This is a genomic window from Zhongshania antarctica (genome assembly GCF_014202945.1).
GTDB classification, from domain to species: Bacteria; Pseudomonadota; Gammaproteobacteria; order Pseudomonadales; family Spongiibacteraceae; genus Spongiibacter; species Spongiibacter antarcticus.
Genome location: NZ_JACHHW010000007.1, coordinates 188751 through 207974, shown reverse-complemented (window position 1 = coordinate 207974; position 19224 = coordinate 188751). Strand labels below are relative to the sequence as shown.

Genomic DNA, 19224 nt, shown 5'->3' with positions numbered 1-19224 from the left:
ATCAAGCTTCACCATTCTTAGTGAAACGCCCTGTGCGGATCCGCATGCAGGGTGTTGTGGGGGCTGAGGGTTAGAGACCCTCGGCTACCCGATTAAATTTTGATCCCAGATGATTCTTTTAGCCCCTGAATTATATTTTCTGTATTTTCGAGATTACAAAAAAAATCGCTGCTTCGTAATGAACCTTTGGTGTAGATCTTCAAACCACGGAATATCCTTACTAAGCGAAATAGCACTTTCTAATAAAGATGTTGTATCGGAAACCTTTAGCTTAAATGCAGAATACTCAGCTTTAAATGGAGGGTATTCTGAGTTCTTGTATTGGAAGCAATCAACCAGAGTGAAATTTTTCGGAGTGCTTGAATCACCCTCCACAACCCAAATTACGTCGTTGAAACATAACTTAGGCTGATTTTGTTTGCTGTAAACCGCATGCTCACCTAATGAAGCGTATGGGTGAGACATGGTCTCCTGACTGTGGTAAACATACCAATGCTGCATAGCACTCCTTAAAAATTTAACAGTTTATTATAACGACTCAGGCCATATATCACTTTGGCCCCCTTATCAATGAGTGGGCTTTAAAGTTAATTGAAAAATTCTAGGAAATTCAATGATGTGACGACCTCGTTATTAACGAGTGTCGGTCAAACGAAGACGAGTTCCCTTTATTTCTGCCAAGCATTCCTTTCCCTTGATCATATCGCGTTTTTTATAAAGTTCAATGAGTTAAGTGATCCGCCAATGTGTTAATGGGAAGTACTCTCTTGTTCACTTCGCTCGATGCCGCGGAAGCAGCGACTGCGGCCAGTGTGGCAATGGCGTTACGCCGGATTTGATTAGACATCCGCTTTTTCAGATTGAATTAGTGCGGTGGTATATGGATTCTGAATCAAGTTCAGAATGACGATGTAGGGAGTTCAGAATGACCATTTAGGGAATTCAGCGTAACGGCGTAGGAATCTCAGGGTGATGGCGCCTAGGGGCCAAAATAGCAAGGTTTGAAGCCCAGAAGGTAACGCAGGCAGTCTCCCAGAACAGCGAGTTAGAGATTCAGGATAACAGTTTGCCGCAACGGGGATGCGTGAAGTGCGACCGCTACGGACAATTCGGATGCTTTAGCGCAATCAGGTGACCAGATTATCGGGGAGTCTCGCCGAGAATAAGTCCCCTGCCCAGGGCTGATTAATTGCGGGTTAGATGCACCAAACTTTCTAGGTGATAGGTTTGCGGGAACATATCGGCCATTACGGCATCTGCCACTGCAAAACCGCCCTCCTGCAATATCGCTAAATCTCGCGCCAAGGTTGCTGGGTCGCAAGACACGTAAACAATGGTTTGCACGGTTTTGCTTTGCGCCAACACTTCGCACAGCGCCTTGGCGCCAGCGCGGGGTGGATCGAGAAGCACCTTGTGGCTAGCGACATCTAATACAATATTTTCTGCATCAAACAAATCGGCGTTGCGGTATTCAATCGCTAAACCCAGTGTTTCCGCTTGTTGGTTGGCGCGCCGCAACATGGCCTTGCCAACATCAACGCCAATAACGCGGGCACTGGCACTGGCCAAAGCCAGGCTAAAATTACCTAAGCCGCAAAAATAATCGCTGATAAGCTCGCCAGATTCCGGCTTTAACCATGCCATGCACTGCTGAATCATTTGTTGATTCACCGCGATATTTACCTGAGTGAAATCGCTGGGCTGAAACGGCAGCGACAACGCCTCACTCACTGGGTAGCTTAAGGGTGCATTTTCGCCGCGCCAGGCTGCGCCTTTGCTGCCTTCAATGCTGTGTAAAAACGCGGGGGCCACTAGTTTCTCTGCCAAAACCGCGCTGCGCTTTGCGTCAACAAAGCCTTCTTTCTTTATTTTTAGGGCAACGCGGCCATCGTCACTCAGGCTTAACACCACCTCGGCGGTGGTTTTATCACCCAAAAACTCGGCGATGGCTGCGGCGCTCTGGCTTAAAACCCCATTCAATTCCGCTGCCAATAAGGGGCAACTCTCAACGCCAATCAAGTTGTGGCTGGCTTGGGCTTTAAACCCCAAAACGCCATTGTGGTAGCTAAGACGCGCGCGGTGACGATAGCCAAATTCTGAGCCGGTGATCGCCGCAGGCAAGGTAGCGGTCTCGGTATTCGCAGACGCTGCCGCCAATACCCGCTGCAGACGCTCTTGCTTAAAGCTCACTTGGCTGGGGTACTTTAAATGCTGCAATTGGCAGCCGCCGCAGCGCTGATAAACCGGGCAAATCGCGTCTACTCTCTGCTCGGCCGGCGTAGATACGGCAAGTAACTTAGCTTCGTCATAGCGCTTGTGACGGCGAACATATTGGGCGTCTACGGTTTCATTGGGCAAGACGCCGCCAACAAAAACCACCTTATTATCGTGACGGGCTACACCGCGGCCGTCATCGGCCAAACTGTCGATATGCAACTTTAGTACGGCGGTATCTAGGGCAGACTTCGGCTTTTTAGCCGGTTTAAAGGTGTTGATGTGGTGACGCTGCTTACTCATTAACGCAAACCTGTATTGGGAATAAACTGCCGATATTGCTGCAGACACTGTTGTTTTCGGGTCGCTAAAGCTCGTTGCTGGGCCGCGGACTCTGCTTTTACACCGGATAGCTGCTCACACCCCAACTCGGAATACCCCTCGTCTTGCGCAGCGCTACTGCGTATTTGCGGTGACAATTTCACTACCGGGAGTTCAGACTCCTCCGCTGCCAGCAATTGAAAAGGACTGGCAAATAGCACCACCGCTAAAAGGCGCAGTAGACAGACACGGCTATATTTTCGCATCAGCAATTATATTCCCTTGAATTTCGAAGTATTTTACCTAGGCACGTCCGCTGTGGATATTCAATTACCACTCTTTTCGGTTAGAATACGCGGCTTAGCGTATTTTATACTCTCCGCCTAACCGGAAGGCTTATGTCTAGCATCGAAAAAAAAATTGAAAATGTAAACGTCACCGCACAGGAAGTGCTGATTACTCCAGCACGTTTAAAAGCCGCGTTACCCATGAGCGATCTCGCCAAAGAGGTTGTTAATCAGGGCCGCGATACCGTCAGAGATATTCTCGACGGCAAAGATCACCGCATGTTTGTGGTGGTTGGCCCCTGCTCAATTCACGATGTCGACGCCGCCATGGACTATGCCAAGCGCTTAAAAGCGCTGGCCGATGAAGTTAGCGACACCTTGGTTATTATTATGCGGGTGTACTTTGAAAAGCCCCGCACAACTGTCGGCTGGAAAGGTTTAATCAACGACCCTTACTTGAATGACACCTTCAAAATTGAAGAAGGTCTGCATATTGGTCGTAAATTACTGCTCGACATCAGTGAACTTGGTCTACCCACGTCGACTGAGGCCCTAGACCCAATTTCGCCTCAATACCTGCAAGACTGTATTGCATGGTCAGCGATTGGCGCACGCACTACCGAATCACAAACCCACCGCGAAATGGCAAGTGGCCTGTCTTCTGCGGTTGGCTTTAAAAACGGCACCGACGGTGGCTTAACCGTTGCGGTTAATGCGATTGGCTCAGCAGTTAAACCCCACCGTTTTCTGGGCATTAATGGCGAAGGCCAGGTCGCGGTTATTCACACCACCGGCAATGCCTACACCCACATAGTACTTCGTGGCGGCAGCCAAGGCCCCAATTACGATTCTGTGCATATTAAATTATGCGAAGCAGAACTGACCAAGGCCGGCATTCCGCTCAACATTATGGTCGATTGCAGCCATGCGAACTCGAGCAAGCAACCGCAATTACAGCCGCTGGTTATCGAAAATGTGGCTAACCAAGTAATCGAGGGCAACACCTCGATTGTTGGCTTGATGGTTGAGAGCAACATCAACGCAGGCAATCAAAGTATTCCTGAAGATTTGTCCAAGCTTGCTTACGGCGTGTCGGTTACCGATGGTTGTATTGGCTGGGACGAAACCGAAACCGCATTGCGCACTATGCGCGAGCGTTTGAAAGACGTACTGCCAAAACGCGCACGTTAATAGCAACGAGCACACATAGCAGTATAAAAAGCGCCTTCGGGCGCTTTTTTCATTTTTACGTCATCTAGGTGATCCAAGATAAGCATCGAAGCGTAAGACAGGTGCTTCTACACCTTGATGCTCAAGGCTTTTATGCCCCGACTTGTCGGGGCTTTTTTTTAACTTGGGTTTGTACTCTTATATTGGCAAGTGCAGTTTGAGCTCGGCGTATAGCCCGCAGTGATCCGACAGCGACCGCCATGGCTCGCCGCTTAGGCGCTTAGCCGATAGTGCCTGAAATCCCCTAAAGTAAATACGATCCAAACGCAGCATTGGCCGCTTGGCCGGAAATGTTTTGGCGAGTTTGCCATTGGCCTGCAGCGATGCCTCGCGCAATTTAAGGCTGTGTTTAAAACGTAAATGCAGAGCGCCACTCCAATCATTAAAATCACCGGCAATGATCAGCGGTGCATCTGCCGGGACTTTTTCACTTATTAACTTGGTAAGTAAGTTGAATTGCTGATGGCGCTCCCAACCCAGCAGGCCCATGTGCACGCAAATAACGTAGATCCCCGGCTCAATTACACTCAATAACAAACCGCGCTGAGAGCGACGATATAGGGAAATATCGACATTTTCGCTACTTAGGATTGGGTATTTGCTAAGAATGGCATTGCCGTGATGACCGTGGTCATAAACTGCATTCTTGCCGTAAGCAAAGTGTGGCCACACCGTATCGGCAAGATACTCAAACTGGCTTTCATCAACCCAATCAACATGGCGCTCTGCGTGTTGGCTATTTTCGCCAACAACCTCTTGCAGAAAAACCAACTCAGCATCAACACTGCGAATACCTTCGCGGATTTGATTAAGGAGAAACTGACGATTTGCCGAGCAAAAGCCCTTGTGGACGTTATAAGACAAAACTCTTATTACTGTCATCAATACGCTACTCTGTCGGAAAGGAACACAGTCCTTTAGTCAGGATGGCACTTCTTTAGTTTCAGGCCGCTGCCGCACCAGCATTCATCATTTCGACCTAACTTCAGCGCTGGCAGCATGTCGCCATCAGAGTATAGCCACTGATTGTTTTCACAGACAAAACGCGAACGCTCATGTAATTGACCAATTTCTTCGCCACTGCGGTAAAAAGCGACGAACTCCACTTCACCGGCAGTTTGACCAGACTGGCCATTACGGCGAGATAAAATTCGCAAACTGCACCACTGAGTATTGGCAAAGCTTTGCTCAAGGCTTTCGCGGCTTTCTGATGCGCGCTTACTGGGGTGCAAACTCGCCAATAAGTAATCAGCATTGCCGACCTTGAATGCGCTATAGCGCGAGCGCATTAGCGCTTCAGCGGTCGGCGCCAATTGCGAACCGCTAATATAACGGCCGCAACAATCTCGAAACGCGAGGTCTTCTCCGCAGTAACAGTTCAAGGCTTAGGCCTTACTCGGCGGTATAACATCGCTAAGATCACTGACTTCCCAGTCCGTTGGCAGCGCGGTTGAGCTGCGAGTATCGCGATCAAAGCCAACCAGCACAGTCTGGCAGGTAGTGGCTTTTTCGCCATTCGCATAAATAACATGTTCTATGGTCATACTTTTCGTTCCGACCCGGGAACACCAGGTATCGACAACAACGCGGTCGTCAAAACGAATTTCCCGCAGCATATCCATCTTTACGCTAGCAACGACATACGACGGAACGGGGTTCTTAATAAGCTTGGCTATTTGTCGAAAAAACGTCACTCGGGCTAAGTCAAAATACTGGGCGTAATAACTGTTGGAAACATGGCCAAGGAGGTCGAGATCCGAGAAGCGCACCTGAATATCGGTACGAGAGTGTTGAAGCTGCATGAAGGGGCGTCCTTGAGATACCTGCCCCGTTTAGGGGAGCAGGGTTTACTCTATATATTGTCTACCGAGGCAGATAAGCCTTATGACTATTTAAAATAAGCATTATCGGTATTAGTGTGGTCCGTACTGTCTTTCACGCCAGACAGACCGGGGACTTTCTCAAGCAGGGTCTTTTCAACACCTTCTTTGAGCGTCACGTCGACCATGCCACAACCCTGGCAGCCGCCACCAAACTTAAGTACCGCCAACTTATCTTCGGTAATCTCCAGCAGTGACACTTCACCACCGTGCGCCGCTAACGAGGGATTTACTTCGTTATACAGCACGTAGTTAATTTGATCTTCCAGCGGACTGTCTTCGCTAACCCTTGGCAGCCGGGCGTTTGGTGCCTTAATGGTTAACTGGCCACCCATGCGGTCGCTAGAGTAATCGATAAAACCTTCGTCCAAAAATGGTACGCTGCGGCCATCAAAATAGGCCTTAAACTTCGGGTAATCCCGAATGATATCGGCGTCGTTTAGATCGCCGTCGCGACAATACGCGATGCAGGTTTCGGCTTTAGGCGTACCGGGCTGCGTAATAAACACCCGCACACCAATGACGTCGTCTTGCTTTGCTAGCAATTCGGCCAGATAGTCTTGGGCAGACTCTGTAATCGTCAAATTAACGGCTGTTTGTTCTGTAGACATATTAACCTCTGTATATCCCGCTGTTTTGCCAAACAATTTCTATGCTGGGCCGAGTATCTGTTAGAATTACGTAGTTTACCACGAAGCCCATGCTGGCCACAGTCCGCGTAACGCTTTTGATTCTAACGCTTAAAATTATCAGGATATTCATGAGTCAGCCTACTCCCCGCACCGCCCAACTTATAACCGCACTAAAAAACCGCATACTGGTAATTGACGGCGCTATGGGCAGCTTAATTCAAAGCTACAAGCTGGAAGAGGCCGACTATCGCGGCGCGCGTTTTGCTGACTTTCATACCGATCTCAAAGGCAATAACGACCTGCTAACCCTGACTCGCCCCGATGTTATCCGCGAAATACATCAGGCCTATCTTGACTCCGGCGCCGATGTTATCGAGACCAACACCTTTAACTCGACCGCCATTGCCCAAGGCGATTACGACTTACAAGAGATTGCCGAAGAGTTAAACCGGGTTGGCGCTGAGCTAGCCCGCGAAGTCGCCGATGCGGCAACGGCGCTTAACCCGGACAAACCTCGCTTTGTTGCCGGTGTTATTGGCCCCACGCCGCGCACCGCGTCTATTTCACCCGATGTAAACGACCCCGGCGCGCGCAATACCAATTTTGATGAGCTGGTCGAAAACTACTACGCCGCCACCCGTGGCCTGATTACCGGCGGCGCCGACATTCTGATGATTGAGACTATTTTTGACAGTCTCAATGCCAAAGCGGCGGTTTATGCCGTGCTGCAATATTTTGAAGACACCGGCGACGAGCGGCCCATCATGATCTCGGTGACCTTCCCCGACACCAGCGGCCGCACCTTGTCTGGGCAAACACCCACCGCGTTCTGGAACTCCATTGCCCACGCCAAGCCACTTATCATTGGCACCAATTGTGGTAGAAGATTCAGTGAGATACGGCCATTTGTTGAAGAACTTTGCGAAGCTTCTGACTGCTATTTTAGCGGCCACTTTAACGCGGGACTGCCCAATGAATTTGGCGAGTACGACGAAACCCCAGAGGATATGCACGGCGAGTTAAAAGAGTTTGCCGAACGCGGTTTCCTGAATTTGGTCGGCGGCTGCTGCGGTACGACCCCAGCGCATATTGAGGCAATTGGCACGGCAATGGACGGTATTGCGCCACGTCCTCTGCCCCAGCGCGAGCCTATTTGCCGATTGTCGGGTTTAGAGCCCTTCCATATCGACACCAACTCGCTGTTTGTGAACGTCGGCGAACGCTGTAACGTTACCGGTTCTGCGGTATTTAAGCGCCTAATCTTAGAGAACGACTACGACGCCGCCCTTTCGGTAGCCCGTCAGCAGGTTGAAAACGGCGCCCAGGTGATCGACATCAATATGGATGAAGGCATGCTCGATGCCGAACATGCCATCGTCACCTTTTTAAATCTGATCGCCTCGGAGCCGGATATCTGTCGGGTACCGATTATGGTCGACTCCTCTAAGTGGGACGTTATCGAAGCGGGCCTGAAGTGTATTCAGGGCAAGCCCATCGTTAATTCCATTTCGATGAAAGAAGGCGAAGACGAGTTTCGCGACCGCGCCCGGGCCTGCATGAAGTACGGCGCCGCCGTGGTGGTCATGGCCTTCGACGAAGACGGTCAAGCGGACACTTTTAAGCGCAAAGCTGAAATTTGCAAACGCAGCTACGACATTCTGGTCAATGAAATCGGCTTTCCGCCCCAAGACATCATATTCGACCCGAACATCTTTGCGGTGGCCACCGGCATTGACGAGCACAATAATTACGCCGTCGACTTTATCGAGGCCACTGCTTACATCAAAAAAGAGCTGCCCTACGCGATGGTCTCTGGCGGGGTATCTAACGTCTCTTTCTCGTTCAGGGGCAATAACCCCGTCCGTGAGGCGATTCACTCGGTGTTCCTCTACCACGCGATTAAAGCGGGCATGGACATGGGCATTGTTAACGCCAGTCAACTGGCAATATACGATGATCTGCCGAAGGAGCTTAGAGATCACGTTGAAGACGTTATTCTCAACCGTCGCGACGACAGCACCGAGCGCTTACTGAATATTGCCGACAAATACCGTGGCGACGGCTCCACAGCCGAAAACAAAGAAGACCTGACATGGCGTGAATGGCCAGTTGAAAAGCGTATTGAACACGCGCTGGTTAAAGGTATTTCGACTTATATTGAAGAAGACGCCGAAGTTGCTCGTGCCGCCGCGGTTAAGCCCATTGATGTCATTGAGGGCGCATTAATGGATGGCATGAACGTGGTTGGCGACTTATTCGGCGACGGCAAAATGTTCCTGCCTCAGGTGGTTAAATCGGCCCGCGTCATGAAGCAAGCCGTGGCCTACCTCAACCCGTATATCGAAGCCAGCAAAGCGGTTGGCGCCAAAGCCAATGGCCGCGTACTGATGGCAACAGTCAAAGGCGATGTTCACGATATCGGTAAAAACATTGTCGGCGTAGTGCTGCAGTGCAATAACTTTGAGGTTATCGATCTCGGCGTAATGGTGTCTTGCGACAAGATACTCGAAACCGCTAAACGCGAGAAAGTTGACATCATTGGCCTGAGCGGACTCATCACCCCGTCGCTAGACGAAATGGTGCATGTGGCCAGCGAAATGCAGCGTCAGGGCCTAACTATTCCCTTAATGATCGGTGGCGCGACCACCTCGAAAGCCCATACCGCGGTTAAGATCGAACCTAAATACCAGAACGATGCCGTGGTCTATGTGCCCGATGCCTCGCGCAGCGTAGCGGTTGCCACCCAGCTCATTAGCGAAGACATGAAGGCCGATTTTGTCGCCGAGCGCAAAGACGAATACGAGCGGGTTCGCGCCCGCCGTGCCGGAAGTCAGGGTAAAAAACGCTTATTGACGTATCCCTTGGCCTGCCAAAATGCCTTTGTTACCGACTGGGCCAATTACACCCCACCAGCCCCCAGCTTCCTGGGCACTCGCACCTTTGAGGACTACCCCCTCGAAACTCTGCGCGAAACCATCGACTGGACGCCGTTCTTTATATCTTGGGGTTTGGCCGGCAAGTACCCTAAAATTCTCGACGATGAAACCGTCGGCGAAGCTGCGCGCAATTTATTTGACGATGGCCAGCGCATGCTCGACCGCATTATTAAAGAAAAGCTGCTACAGGCCAACGGTATTATCGGTTTTTGGCCCGCCCAGCGCAGCGGCAGCGACGACATCACGGTAATGAATACCGAAGGCTCGGCAGCGCTTGAAACCCTATACCAGCTCCGCCAGCAAGCCCAAAAGCCCGACGACAAGCCGCACATGAGTTTGGCGGACTACATCGCCCCGGCCGATAGCGGTAAAACCGATTATATCGGCGGCTTTGCAGTAACAACCGGTCTAGGTGCAGACGAACTGGCCGATAAATTTATCGCCGCCAACGACGACTACAGCGCCATTATGGTTAAGGCGCTTGCTGACCGCTTGGCAGAATCCTTTGCCGAGCACCTGCATTTGCGGGTGCGTAAGGAATACTGGCCCTATGCCGCAGATGAAAGCCTGAGCAATGAGGAGCTAATCAAAGAGAAATACCGCGGCATTCGCCCTGCGCCAGGCTACCCAGCCTGCCCCGATCATACTGAGAAAGAAACGCTGTTCCGCCTGCTAAACGCCACCAGCGAAACCGGGATTATCTTAACCGAGAGCCTCGCCATGCACCCCGCGGCGGCGGTCAGTGGTTTTTACTACTCCCACCCCCAGTCGCGCTACTTTGCCGTGGGCAAAATTGGTAAAGACCAGGTCGAAGACATTGCCGCCCGCAAAGGCATGGAAATGAAAACCATGGAACGCTGGTTGTCTCCCAACTTGGATTACGATCCCTAGCGCTTTATCAAGCCTAACGCGCGAGTCCGGGTGTTTTAAGAAACATCTGGGTTCGCACGTAGTGCGCATACGCTATTTCTGAGGTAAAAAATGAGCGACAACAAGCAACCAGAAGACAGTAAACCCCGCATCTTTGCCGTCGTAGGCAGTATTATCTCAGCCGCCTTTGGGGTGCAGAGCAGTCACAATCGCGAACGCGATTTTAAACACGGCCGCTTTCGCAACTACGTCGTCACTGCCATTATCTTTGTGGGCTTGTTTATCGCTACCGTGTTTACGATTGTGCAGCTGGTGTTAAAGCAAGCTGGATGAGTGATTTTCGAACAGCGCGAAGTGATGCGTTCAATATAAAACAACTCTAGGCCTAGATACTTATAAACAAAAATCCCCGCTAAAAAGCGAGGATTTTAAAGTTTCAGGAAAGCGTTTAAATCTGTACTTCCCGCGCACCAAAGAACTGATTAAGAAGGCATGCCCGCCAACCAATACACTACAGTACCCACAACGATGGTCAAAATAGCGATGGCGGCGCAGGCATCAGCGAAGTTGTCGCCGCGTTGCTCTTCGGTTTGCTCAGACGTGTGATCAGACATGGAAGCCTCTTTGGTATGGGTAGATTACTGGGGCCGTAGGTCGGCGCTAAAATTCAGCGCGCATTGTAGCAAGAATTTCCGCCATCGTTGAGCTAATTAATCGCCTAGATTTTGGCTTATCGACCCCGCGCGTAAGCATTACCCAGAAAATTCGTTAGCGAAACCCCCACTTTATCTTTAACATTAGTCCGCTATAAACTGCAGCTACCAGCTCTATGCCCGCTCAATGCATGGAACTCCCTGCCCTACTTAGTATTATTGACCCGCCAAACACTTACGACAAAGGTTCCTATGTACGCTTACGACCAATTTGACCGTCAGCTTGTCAGTCAGCGTGTTGCGCAATTTCGCGACCAAACCCAGCGCTATCTCGAAGGCAAAATTAGCGATGAGCAGTTTCTGCCTTTGCGTTTGCAAAATGGCCTCTATATTCAGCGCCTCGCACCTATGCTGCGTATTGCCGTGCCCTACGGCACGCTGAACGCCGAGCAGTTGCGCAAATTAGCGTCTATTACGCGGAAATATGACAAGGGCTACGCCCACATCAGTACTCGCCAGAATGTGCAGCTGAATTGGCCCAAGCTAGAAGAAGTACCGGACATCCTGGAAGAGCTTGCCGAAGTCGAAATGCACGCAGTGCAGACCAGCGGTAACTGTATTCGCAACGTCACTGCCGACCAGTTCTCTGGCGTCGCGGCTGACGAAGTTGAAGACGCCCGCGCCTACTGCGAAATTATTCGCCAGTGGTCGACCTTTCACCCTGAATTCGCATTTTTACCCCGCAAATTCAAAATCGCGGTGTGTGGTTCAGCATCTGACCGCGCCGCGGTAATGGTTCACGATATTGGTCTCCAAATTGTAAAAGATGCCGCTGGCAACACCGCCTTTAAGGTGATTGTGGGAGGCGGCTTGGGTCGCACCCCGGTGATTGGTAGCGTGATTAACGAGGCCCTTGAGCCTAAGCATCTACTGACTTACCTTGAAGCAATATTGCGGGTTTATAACCAGCTTGGTCGTCGCGACAACAAATTTAAAGCCCGTATCAAGATTTTGGTTCGCGCCATGGGCGCCGAGGCGTTTAAAGCAGATGTTGAAAAAGAATGGGCACATATTAAAGATGGCGCCCTGAGCCTAACTGATGAAGAAATCAGCCGCGCCCAGTCTTTCTTCCAGCCGCCCGCCTACGAATCATTGCCACAGCAAGATATGCAGGCATTGGCGCTAGAAAATGCTGACTTTGCCCGCTGGTTGCAGCACAACACCCATGCACACAAAGTAGCGGGCTACCGCATTGTGACCTTGGCGCTGAAAACCACCGGCGTTGCTCCCGGCGATGTGACAGCCGAGCAGCTGGAAGTGATCGCCGATTTAGGCGAGCGCTACGGATTTGGGGAAATTCGCAGTACCCACCAGCAGAACATCGTCTTACCCGATGTTCGTCAGCAGGATTTGCTGGCACTGTGGAAAGAGCTGGTTGAATTAGAAGTAGCCTCCCCTGTGGTTGGCACTTTAAACGATATTATCTGCTGCCCCGGTGGCGATTTCTGCTCGCTGGCAAATGCCAAGTCTATCCCCATTGCTGAAGCCATTCAGCGTCGCTTTGAGGATTTGGATTACGTTTATGATTTGGGTGAAATTGAACTCAATATTTCTGGCTGCATGAACGCCTGTGGTCACCACCATATTGGCAATATCGGCATTCTTGGCGTAGACAAAAAAGGCCAAGAGTTTTATCAAATATCCCTTGGCGGCAGTCAGGGCTTAGACGCCTCAATCGGCAAGATTCTTGGGCCATCCTTCGCTCAAGATGAGGTACCTAATGTGATTGAAAAAGTGCTCGAAACCTTTGTATCACTTCGCCAGCCGGAAGAGCGCTTTTTAGACACCTTCCGCCGTGTTGGTATGGACCCATTTAAGGAGCGTGCATATGCCTAAGATTATTAAAGACCTCAATGTTGTTGAGGACAGCTGGCAGGTTTGGCGCGACACCGAGAGCTTACCTACTAGCGGCGGTTATATTGTGCCATTAGCACTGTGGCAAGCACATAAGGATGCTCTGCTGGCGCTTGGCGATATCGCGGTGTTTTTAGCGAGTGACCAGTCCCCCAAGCTTTTAGGCGCCGACATTAATAGCTTTGCGCTGATTGCGGTCGACTTCCCGAAGTTTGCTGATGGTCGTGGCTTTAGTTATGGCCGAGAATTGCGCGAACAACACGGGTTTACCGGTGAATTACGCGCGATCGGCGATTTTATGCGGGATCAGCTCTATTTTCTTAAGCGTTGTGGCTTTAATAGTTTCGCGCTACAAAGCGACGAGCTCGACGAAGCTTTGGCTAGTTTTAATGATTTTAGTGACGCCTATCAGCCGTCGATAGATCAAGCCTTGCCGATTTTCCGTCGCCGCTAAGGCTGCGCGCGAATCACAAAATGCCGCCACTTTGGCGGCATTTTGCTTTATAGACTGCTACTTTATCGCTTTCGATTCGCCCAAGCGCTATTGTCTCGCCACGCGAGCTTGTGTGATTATGAGCCTTCACCCGCCCCGCCAAGAGGTTTAAGCCGTGGAAGCGAGTTTAACGTCGTCATTTTTTCTGATTTTTAGTGGTGCAGCGGTATTAGCCTCGATTGCCCTCTTCACCCGTCAGCCACTACTCATAGCTTATATCGCACTTGGCGCCATTATTGGCCCTCACGGCAGCGCTTGGGTCACTGATGTTAAGCTGCTTGCTGAGATTGCTGAATTCGGCATTATCTTTTTGCTATTTCTGCTGGGCCTAGATATGCAGCCCAAAGCGCTGTTAGCCACCCTTAAAAAGGCCACCGTGGTCGCGCTCCTCAGCTCCTTGGCCTTTGCCCTCATTGGCTATGCCCTCGCCGCCAGCTTTGGGTTCAATACCACCGAATCATTAGTGATTGGCGCCGCCATGATGTTTTCGAGCACGATTATTGGCATTAAGCTGCTGCCAACGACCGCGCTGCATCACCGTCATACCGGCGAACTCATGGTTGGCTTGCTACTGCTGCAGGATTTAATCGCAATTTTTGTGCTGATGATATTGCTCAGCATGAGTCTGGGGGAGTTTTCAGGGACAAACCTATTTAAAGCACTTATCGCCTTGCCAGCCTTAATTGCGTTTGCCTTTTTAGCTGTGCGCTTCGTTTTATTACCGCTGATAAGTCGCTTTGATCGCTTTCATGAATATATATTTCTGCTGGCTATTGGCTGGTGTCTTGGTATGACCGAGGCCGCACACGCATTAGGCTTATCTGCTGAAATTGGCGCATTTTTGGGCGGTATTAGCCTAGCGACCAGCCCGATCTCGCAGTACATCGCGATTAATCTAAAACCCTTGCGAGATTTTTTCCTGATCCTATTTTTCTTTTCACTGGGTGCGCGTTTCGACTTGGGTTTGCTGAGCGAAATTATCGTACCTGCGTCGATTCTTGCCGGCCTGGTGCTGGTACTCAAACCCGTTATTTTCCGTTATTTAATACATGGCATGAGTGAGACCAAGAAACTGGCCTGGGACTTAGGTTTCAGGATGGGGCAAATCAGTGAGTTTTCTTTACTTATTGCCTACGTCGCCACAGAAATGGCTCTAATCGGCCGTGAAGCGTCGCATTTGATTCAGGCTACCGCCATTATTAGTTTTGTGGTGTCGTCTTATATCGTGGTTTTAAACTACCCTACGCCTATTGGTATTTCCGACAAATTGCGACGAGACTAGCCCGTCGCCTATTTTTTCAGTGACTATTGAAAAGTTACTGAAAAGCTCACCGGCACAGCCAAGCCAATATTGCTCAAACCCGCCAAACTGCGCAGCTTAGCGACACCAGCAACTAAGCCAAAGCGCTGAGTATCTACAAAGCTAGGGGCAAGCGTCACGACATGTAATGCGCCGTCGGCCCGCTTAGTGACAATAACATCAAAGCTCAACGGTGAACTTGTACCGTGCATGACAAGCGCTCCGGTGAGTTTCACCGTCTTTTGCTCGCCAACAGGCATGGCCACCAGCTCAGGCATATCGACCAGTGCGGTATACGTCGCTGCAGGGAATTTATCCGTCTCAAATAGGTATTTACGCATTCTTTCATTGCGGATATCGATGCCGCTGGCAATGCTATTCAGGCCTACGACGATTTCCGCCTTACCCGTTTTATCATCAATGCTGCCGGTGAGGCTGGAGAAACTCATCGTTTCCGCTATTGCGTCATTTTTAATACTCACAAAACTCAAGCTTGAGCTATCTGCTTTCAGCTCCATTGCATTTGCGGCGCCAAGCTGCAGCAAAAGCATTGCCGCACATAACAATTGTTTCATCATCCATTCCTCATTAAATCCAATGACCGATGGCCCGCAGGCCTCGAGTAAGCTTTACATTTTGCTTTCAAAGAGACAAGGATTAGGGCGAGATTTGAGAACCCAGACTTAATTTAGGTAAAAAAAAAGCCCGGTAAAAACCGGGCTTTTTTAAAGCTCTACTTCTGCTTATAGCGCAGAATCCAGCTCAGGTACGGCATTAAACAAGTCAGCAACCAGACCGTAGTCAGCAACTTGGAAGATGGGGGCATCTTCGTCTTTGTTGATAGCAACAATGACTTTAGAGTCTTTCATACCAGCCAAATGCTGGATAGCGCCAGAAATACCGATAGCAATGTACAGGTCTGGAGCAACGATCTTACCCGTTTGACCAACCTGCATATCGTTAGGTACGAAACCAGCATCTACTGCAGCGCGCGAAGCACCAACGGCAGCGCCTAGCTTGTCGGCTAGCGAGTACAGCATGGCAAAGTTGTCGCCATTTTGCATGCCGCGACCACCAGAAACCACAATGCTTGCTGCAGTCAAATCTGGACGATCACTCTTCGCAACTTCTTCACGAACATAGCTAGAAGTACCGGCGTCATGAGCGCTAGCAACGGCTTCTACAACAGCGCTGCCGCCTTCGGCAGAAACTGCGTCAAACGCGGTGGTACGCACGGTGATCACCTTAATGGCATCAGACGATTGCACGGTAGCAATAACATTACCTGCGTAGATTGGGCGCTTAAAAGTATCGGCGCTTTCTACTGAGATAATTTCGGAGATCTGTGCAACATCAAGCAAAGCCGCTGCGCGTGGCAGTGTGTTTTTACCAGAAGTTGAAGCAGGTGCCAGAATGTGGCTGAAGTCTTTACCAAGCTCAGCAACCAACAAGCTAACATTTTCAGCCAACTGATGGCCGTAAGCAGCATTGTCGGCAACAAGCACTTTGCTAACGCCTTCAATTTTCGCAGCGGCTTCTGCAGCTGCGCCACAGGCTTCACCTGCAACCAGGACAACAATGTCGCCGCCAATCGCTTTAGCAGCAGCAACAGTATTTAGCGTAGCGCCCTTAATAGAGGCGTTATCGTGTTCTGCAAGAATTAAAATACTCATCAGATTACCTTCGCCTCGTTTTTCAGTTTCTCAACAAGTTCAGCGACATCCGCAACCTTAATACCGGCTTTACGCTCAGCAGGCGGCTCAACTTTCAACGTAGTGACGCGAGGAGTAACTTCTACGCCCAACTCTTCGGGAGTCATGACATCCATTGGCTTTTTCTTGGCCTTCATGATGTTTGGCAATGAAGCGTAACGGGGCTCGTTCAGGCGTAAATCGGTAGTAATTACCGCTGGCAGTGACAGCTTAACGACCTGTGAACCGCTATCAACTTCACGGGTTACCGTAACGCTGTCGCCTTCAACCACAACTTCAGAGGCAAACGTACCCTGCGACATGCCAGTTAAGGCAGCCAGCATCTGACCAGTTTGGTTGTTGTCGCCGTCAATAGCCTGCTTACCAAGAATAACCATTTGTGGTTGTTCTTTATCGCAAACGGCTTTCAGCAGCTTGGCAATTGCCAGGGGCTGAACTTCTACGTCAGTTTCTACCAGAATACCGCGATCAGCACCCAGTGCTAGAGCGGTACGAATTTGCTCCTGACTGACTTTTGCACCGATAGACACAGCAACAATCTCGGTCACTACGCCTTTTTCTTTCAGGCGAACAGCTTCTTCAATTGCAATTTCACAAAATGGGTTTATGGCCATTTTGACATTATTCAGATCAACGCCGGTGCCGTCCGATTTCGGACGCACTTTTACGTTGTAGTCAACTACTCGTTTGACAGCAACCAGAACCTTCATGGATTCCCCAGTACTCGCGTAAATGGAATGAAATGGCGATTGTCCCTACGCAGCGAACCTGCATTCAGATTCAAGCAGACAATGCCTCGGTAAAAAGCGCGGTTATATTGACGCTTATACGCCCCAAGGTCAATAAAAGTACGGTATTCACAGGACGTATATTCTCTATAAGCCAACTATACCCAATAGCAAGAGAAATAATTAAGTCATTGTAAGTAAATGGCTTTTCTGATTGCGGTGATTTCTATTTAGCATAAAACTTTTATAATTAAACTACGCTTAAAGTAGCGTTTTAAAGCCCGTGGTTTTATAATTTGTTGTTTTAATTAGCCACAAACCGCCCCATAAAAGGGCAATGCTACTTAGCATACATAGGAGAACGTCTGTGGAACGCGAATCAATGGAATTTGATGTCCTGATCGTTGGGGCTGGCCCCGCCGGATTAGCGGCAGCATGTAAAATCCGTCAATTAAGCGAAAGCACTGGCAAAGATATCAGTGTCTGTGTTGTTGAAAAAGGCTCTGAGGTTGGCGCTCACATTCTCTCTGGTGCGGTTTTTGAACCCAGCGCGTTGAACGAGCTGTTTCCAGATTGGAAAGAAAAAGGCGCTCCGCTAAACACCCCAGTCACTGGCGATGACATTTACTATATGACCAGCGCTGAAAAGGCCATTAAGGTACCTGGCTTTGCCGTACCGAAAACCATGCACAACGAAGGCAACTATATTATTAGCCTCGGTAATTTGTGTCGCTGGATGGCCGAACAAGCAGAAGGCATGGGTGCGGAAATTTACCCCGGTTTCGCCGCGTCAGACGTGCTATTCCATGAAGACGGTCGCGTAAAAGGCGTTGTAACCGGCGATATGGGCATCGCCGCCGATGGCAGCGAGAAAGACAGCTATATGCCAGGCATGGAGTTACACGCCAAATACACCCTATTTGCCGAAGGCTGTCGTGGCCATCTAGGCAAACGTCTGATGGAGAAATTTGACCTTAACGCCGGCAAAGATCCTCAGCACTACGGCCTAGGTATTAAAGAACTGTGGAAAATAGATCCTGCCAAGCACGAAGAAGGCAAGGTTATGCACGCTGCGGGCTGGCCACTGGCCGAAAATGGCGCCGCCGGTGGTAGCTTCCTCTATCACATTGAAGACAATCAAGTATCGATTGGCCTGATTACCGACCTTTGCTACGACAACCCCTACTTGTCGCCCTTTGAAGAGTTTCAGCGCTTTAAAAAGCACCCTACCGTTATGCAATACTTGGAAGGCGGCGAACGTATTTCATACGGCGCCCGCGCTATCGCCAAAGGTGGCTTGCAGTCACTGCCTAAAATGACCTTCCCAGGCGGCTTGTTGATTGGTTGTGACGCTGGCACCCTGAACTTCGCCAAGATCAAGGGCAGCCACACCGCCATGAAATCGGGCATGATCGCCGCTGAAGTGGTTCACAAAGCCATCACTGAAAACGAGGCAACTGGTCAAGAGTTAGGTGAATACACCACGGCATTTGAAAACTCTTCGGTGTATAAAGAATTGCACGAACAACGCAACTTCGGCCCAGCTCAGCACAAATGGGGCAACTTCTTTGGCTCGGCTTACGCCTTTGTCGACCTTAACCTCTTCAGCGGTAAACTGCCGTGGACTTTAGGCGACGATCACCCGGATCACGCTGAAATGAAACCCGCGGCCGAGTGTAAAAAGATCACTTATCCTAAACCGGATAATAAGATCACATTCGACCGCCTGACCTCGGTATTTTTATCCAATACCAACCACGAGGAAGATCAGCCCTGTCACCTGACACTGAAAGATCCTGAGCTGCCAATTCGCGACAATCTTCCGAAATACGCCGAGCCAGCTCAGCGCTATTGCCCTGCAGGGGTTTACGAAGTGGTTGAAGATGCCGAAGGCACGCCCAAGTTTCAAATCAATGGCCAGAACTGTGTTCACTGCAAAACCTGTGACATTAAAGATCCGGCGCAAAATATTATTTGGGTAACACCTGAAGGCCTCGGCGGCCCCAACTACCCCAATATGTAAAAGCGAGACACACAAAAAAGGGCAGCTTCCG

The 19224-nt window shown here is 50.1% G+C and carries 17 protein-coding genes; 7 read left to right on the top strand and 10 right to left on the bottom strand.

Annotated features, from left to right (window positions below):
• Nucleotides 1–1185: 1185 nt before the first annotated feature.
• Nucleotides 1186–2517, bottom strand: a complete 1332-nt coding sequence (rlmD, locus tag HNQ57_RS13915; protein WP_184463958.1) for a 23S rRNA (uracil(1939)-C(5))-methyltransferase RlmD — start codon at nt 2515–2517, stop codon at nt 1186–1188.
• Nucleotides 2517–2801 (bottom strand): hypothetical protein, encoded by a 285-nt coding sequence (locus HNQ57_RS13910; RefSeq protein WP_184463956.1) that lies wholly within the window; start codon nt 2799–2801, stop codon nt 2517–2519. Before HNQ57_RS13910 ends, rlmD begins: the two co-directional genes overlap by 1 nt.
• A gap of 132 nt (nt 2802–2933) precedes the next feature.
• Between HNQ57_RS13910 and HNQ57_RS13905 the strand changes: the two genes are divergently transcribed.
• Nucleotides 2934–4013: a 3-deoxy-7-phosphoheptulonate synthase gene (locus HNQ57_RS13905; protein WP_221301721.1), complete on the top strand. Its 1080-nt coding sequence runs from the start codon at nt 2934–2936 to the stop codon at nt 4011–4013.
• A 177-nt stretch (nt 4014–4190) separates the two neighbouring features.
• Here HNQ57_RS13905 and HNQ57_RS13900 read toward each other — a convergent pair whose 3' ends face one another.
• The 4 genes from HNQ57_RS13900 to nfuA all read right to left on the bottom strand — a co-directional run bounded on the left by HNQ57_RS13900 (nt 4191) and on the right by nfuA (nt 6543).
• The gene (locus tag HNQ57_RS13900) at nt 4191–4934 is read right to left on the bottom strand and encodes an endonuclease/exonuclease/phosphatase family protein (protein ID WP_184463954.1); all 744 of its coding nucleotides are present in this window, start codon (nt 4932–4934) and stop codon (nt 4191–4193) included.
• A gap of 35 nt (nt 4935–4969) precedes the next feature.
• Nucleotides 4970–5434 carry a YchJ family protein gene (locus tag HNQ57_RS13895; RefSeq protein ID WP_184463952.1) on the bottom strand — a complete coding sequence of 155 codons (465 nt, stop codon included), beginning with the start codon at nt 5432–5434 and terminating at the stop codon, nt 4970–4972.
• Between the two features lie 3 nt (nt 5435–5437).
• Entirely contained in the window at nt 5438–5854 is a 417-nt protein-coding gene (locus HNQ57_RS13890; protein WP_184463950.1) for an acyl-CoA thioesterase, read from the bottom strand.
• 86 nt (nt 5855–5940) lie between these two features.
• The gene (gene nfuA / locus HNQ57_RS13885; RefSeq protein ID WP_008250132.1) at nt 5941–6543 is read right to left on the bottom strand and encodes a Fe-S biogenesis protein NfuA; all 603 of its coding nucleotides are present in this window, start codon (nt 6541–6543) and stop codon (nt 5941–5943) included.
• A gap of 149 nt (nt 6544–6692) precedes the next feature.
• Here nfuA and metH point away from each other — a divergent pair, with 149 nt between their 5' ends.
• Both metH and HNQ57_RS13875 read left to right on the top strand, forming a co-directional pair.
• Complete coding sequence (metH, locus tag HNQ57_RS13880) at nt 6693–10391, top strand: methionine synthase (protein WP_184463948.1); 3699 nt, start codon at nt 6693–6695, stop codon at nt 10389–10391.
• 90 nt (nt 10392–10481) lie between these two features.
• Nucleotides 10482–10703, top strand: coding sequence for a DUF2970 domain-containing protein (locus tag HNQ57_RS13875; RefSeq protein WP_184463946.1), 222 nt, complete (start codon nt 10482–10484; stop codon nt 10701–10703).
• 149 nt (nt 10704–10852) lie between these two features.
• Here the strand turns inward: HNQ57_RS13875 and HNQ57_RS18085 are convergent, their stop codons facing one another.
• Nucleotides 10853–10984, bottom strand: a complete 132-nt coding sequence (locus HNQ57_RS18085; protein ID WP_264299213.1) for a hypothetical protein — start codon at nt 10982–10984, stop codon at nt 10853–10855.
• 291 nt (nt 10985–11275) lie between these two features.
• On the opposite strand from HNQ57_RS18085, the gene HNQ57_RS13870 reads away from it, so the two are divergent.
• The 3 genes from HNQ57_RS13870 to HNQ57_RS13860 all read left to right on the top strand — a co-directional run bounded on the left by HNQ57_RS13870 (nt 11276) and on the right by HNQ57_RS13860 (nt 14712).
• Nucleotides 11276–12919, top strand: a complete 1644-nt coding sequence (locus tag HNQ57_RS13870; RefSeq protein ID WP_184463945.1) for a nitrite/sulfite reductase — start codon at nt 11276–11278, stop codon at nt 12917–12919.
• Complete coding sequence (locus HNQ57_RS13865; protein WP_184463944.1) at nt 12912–13391, top strand: DUF934 domain-containing protein; 480 nt, start codon at nt 12912–12914, stop codon at nt 13389–13391. Before HNQ57_RS13870 ends, HNQ57_RS13865 begins: the two co-directional genes overlap by 8 nt.
• A 154-nt stretch (nt 13392–13545) precedes the next feature.
• A complete protein-coding gene (locus HNQ57_RS13860; protein ID WP_184463943.1) occupies nt 13546–14712 on the top strand; it encodes a cation:proton antiporter in 1167 nt (388 codons plus the stop codon).
• Between the two features lie 23 nt (nt 14713–14735).
• Here HNQ57_RS13860 and HNQ57_RS13855 read toward each other — a convergent pair whose 3' ends face one another.
• The 3 genes from HNQ57_RS13855 to HNQ57_RS13845 form a co-directional block, all read right to left on the bottom strand.
• Entirely contained in the window at nt 14736–15308 is a 573-nt protein-coding gene (locus HNQ57_RS13855; RefSeq protein ID WP_193024051.1) for a YceI family protein, read from the bottom strand.
• 165 nt (nt 15309–15473) lie between these two features.
• On the bottom strand, nt 15474–16403 hold the full coding sequence (locus HNQ57_RS13850) for an electron transfer flavoprotein subunit alpha/FixB family protein (RefSeq protein ID WP_184463941.1): 930 nt from the start codon (nt 16401–16403) through the stop codon (nt 15474–15476).
• Nucleotides 16403–17152, bottom strand: coding sequence for an electron transfer flavoprotein subunit beta/FixA family protein (locus HNQ57_RS13845; protein ID WP_008250102.1), 750 nt, complete (start codon nt 17150–17152; stop codon nt 16403–16405). Before HNQ57_RS13845 ends, HNQ57_RS13850 begins: the two co-directional genes overlap by 1 nt.
• A gap of 385 nt (nt 17153–17537) precedes the next feature.
• Between HNQ57_RS13845 and HNQ57_RS13840 the strand changes: the two genes are divergently transcribed.
• Nucleotides 17538–19193: an electron transfer flavoprotein-ubiquinone oxidoreductase gene (locus tag HNQ57_RS13840; RefSeq protein ID WP_184463940.1), complete on the top strand. Its 1656-nt coding sequence runs from the start codon at nt 17538–17540 to the stop codon at nt 19191–19193.
• Nucleotides 19194–19224: the final 31 nt, after the last annotated feature.

Coding starts and splice junctions, on each gene's coding strand:
- rlmD (WP_184463958.1), bottom strand. CDS start 2,517: ATGAGTAAGCAGCGTCACCACATCAACACCTTTAAACCGGCTAAAAAG.
- HNQ57_RS13910 (WP_184463956.1), bottom strand. CDS start 2,801: ATGCGAAAATATAGCCGTGTCTGTCTACTGCGCCTTTTAGCGGTGGTG.
- HNQ57_RS13905 (WP_221301721.1), top strand. CDS start 2,934: ATGTCTAGCATCGAAAAAAAAATTGAAAATGTAAACGTCACCGCACAG.
- HNQ57_RS13900 (WP_184463954.1), bottom strand. CDS start 4,934: ATGACAGTAATAAGAGTTTTGTCTTATAACGTCCACAAGGGCTTTTGC.
- HNQ57_RS13890 (WP_184463950.1), bottom strand. CDS start 5,854: ATGCAGCTTCAACACTCTCGTACCGATATTCAGGTGCGCTTCTCGGAT.
- nfuA (WP_008250132.1), bottom strand. CDS start 6,543: ATGTCTACAGAACAAACAGCCGTTAATTTGACGATTACAGAGTCTGCC.
- metH (WP_184463948.1), top strand. CDS start 6,693: ATGAGTCAGCCTACTCCCCGCACCGCCCAACTTATAACCGCACTAAAA.
- HNQ57_RS13875 (WP_184463946.1), top strand. CDS start 10,482: ATGAGCGACAACAAGCAACCAGAAGACAGTAAACCCCGCATCTTTGCC.
- HNQ57_RS18085 (WP_264299213.1), bottom strand. CDS start 10,984: ATGTCTGATCACACGTCTGAGCAAACCGAAGAGCAACGCGGCGACAAC.
- HNQ57_RS13870 (WP_184463945.1), top strand. CDS start 11,276: ATGTACGCTTACGACCAATTTGACCGTCAGCTTGTCAGTCAGCGTGTT.
- HNQ57_RS13865 (WP_184463944.1), top strand. CDS start 12,912: ATGCCTAAGATTATTAAAGACCTCAATGTTGTTGAGGACAGCTGGCAG.
- HNQ57_RS13855 (WP_193024051.1), bottom strand. CDS start 15,308: ATGATGAAACAATTGTTATGTGCGGCAATGCTTTTGCTGCAGCTTGGC.
- HNQ57_RS13850 (WP_184463941.1), bottom strand. CDS start 16,403: ATGAGTATTTTAATTCTTGCAGAACACGATAACGCCTCTATTAAGGGC.
- HNQ57_RS13845 (WP_008250102.1), bottom strand. CDS start 17,152: ATGAAGGTTCTGGTTGCTGTCAAACGAGTAGTTGACTACAACGTAAAA.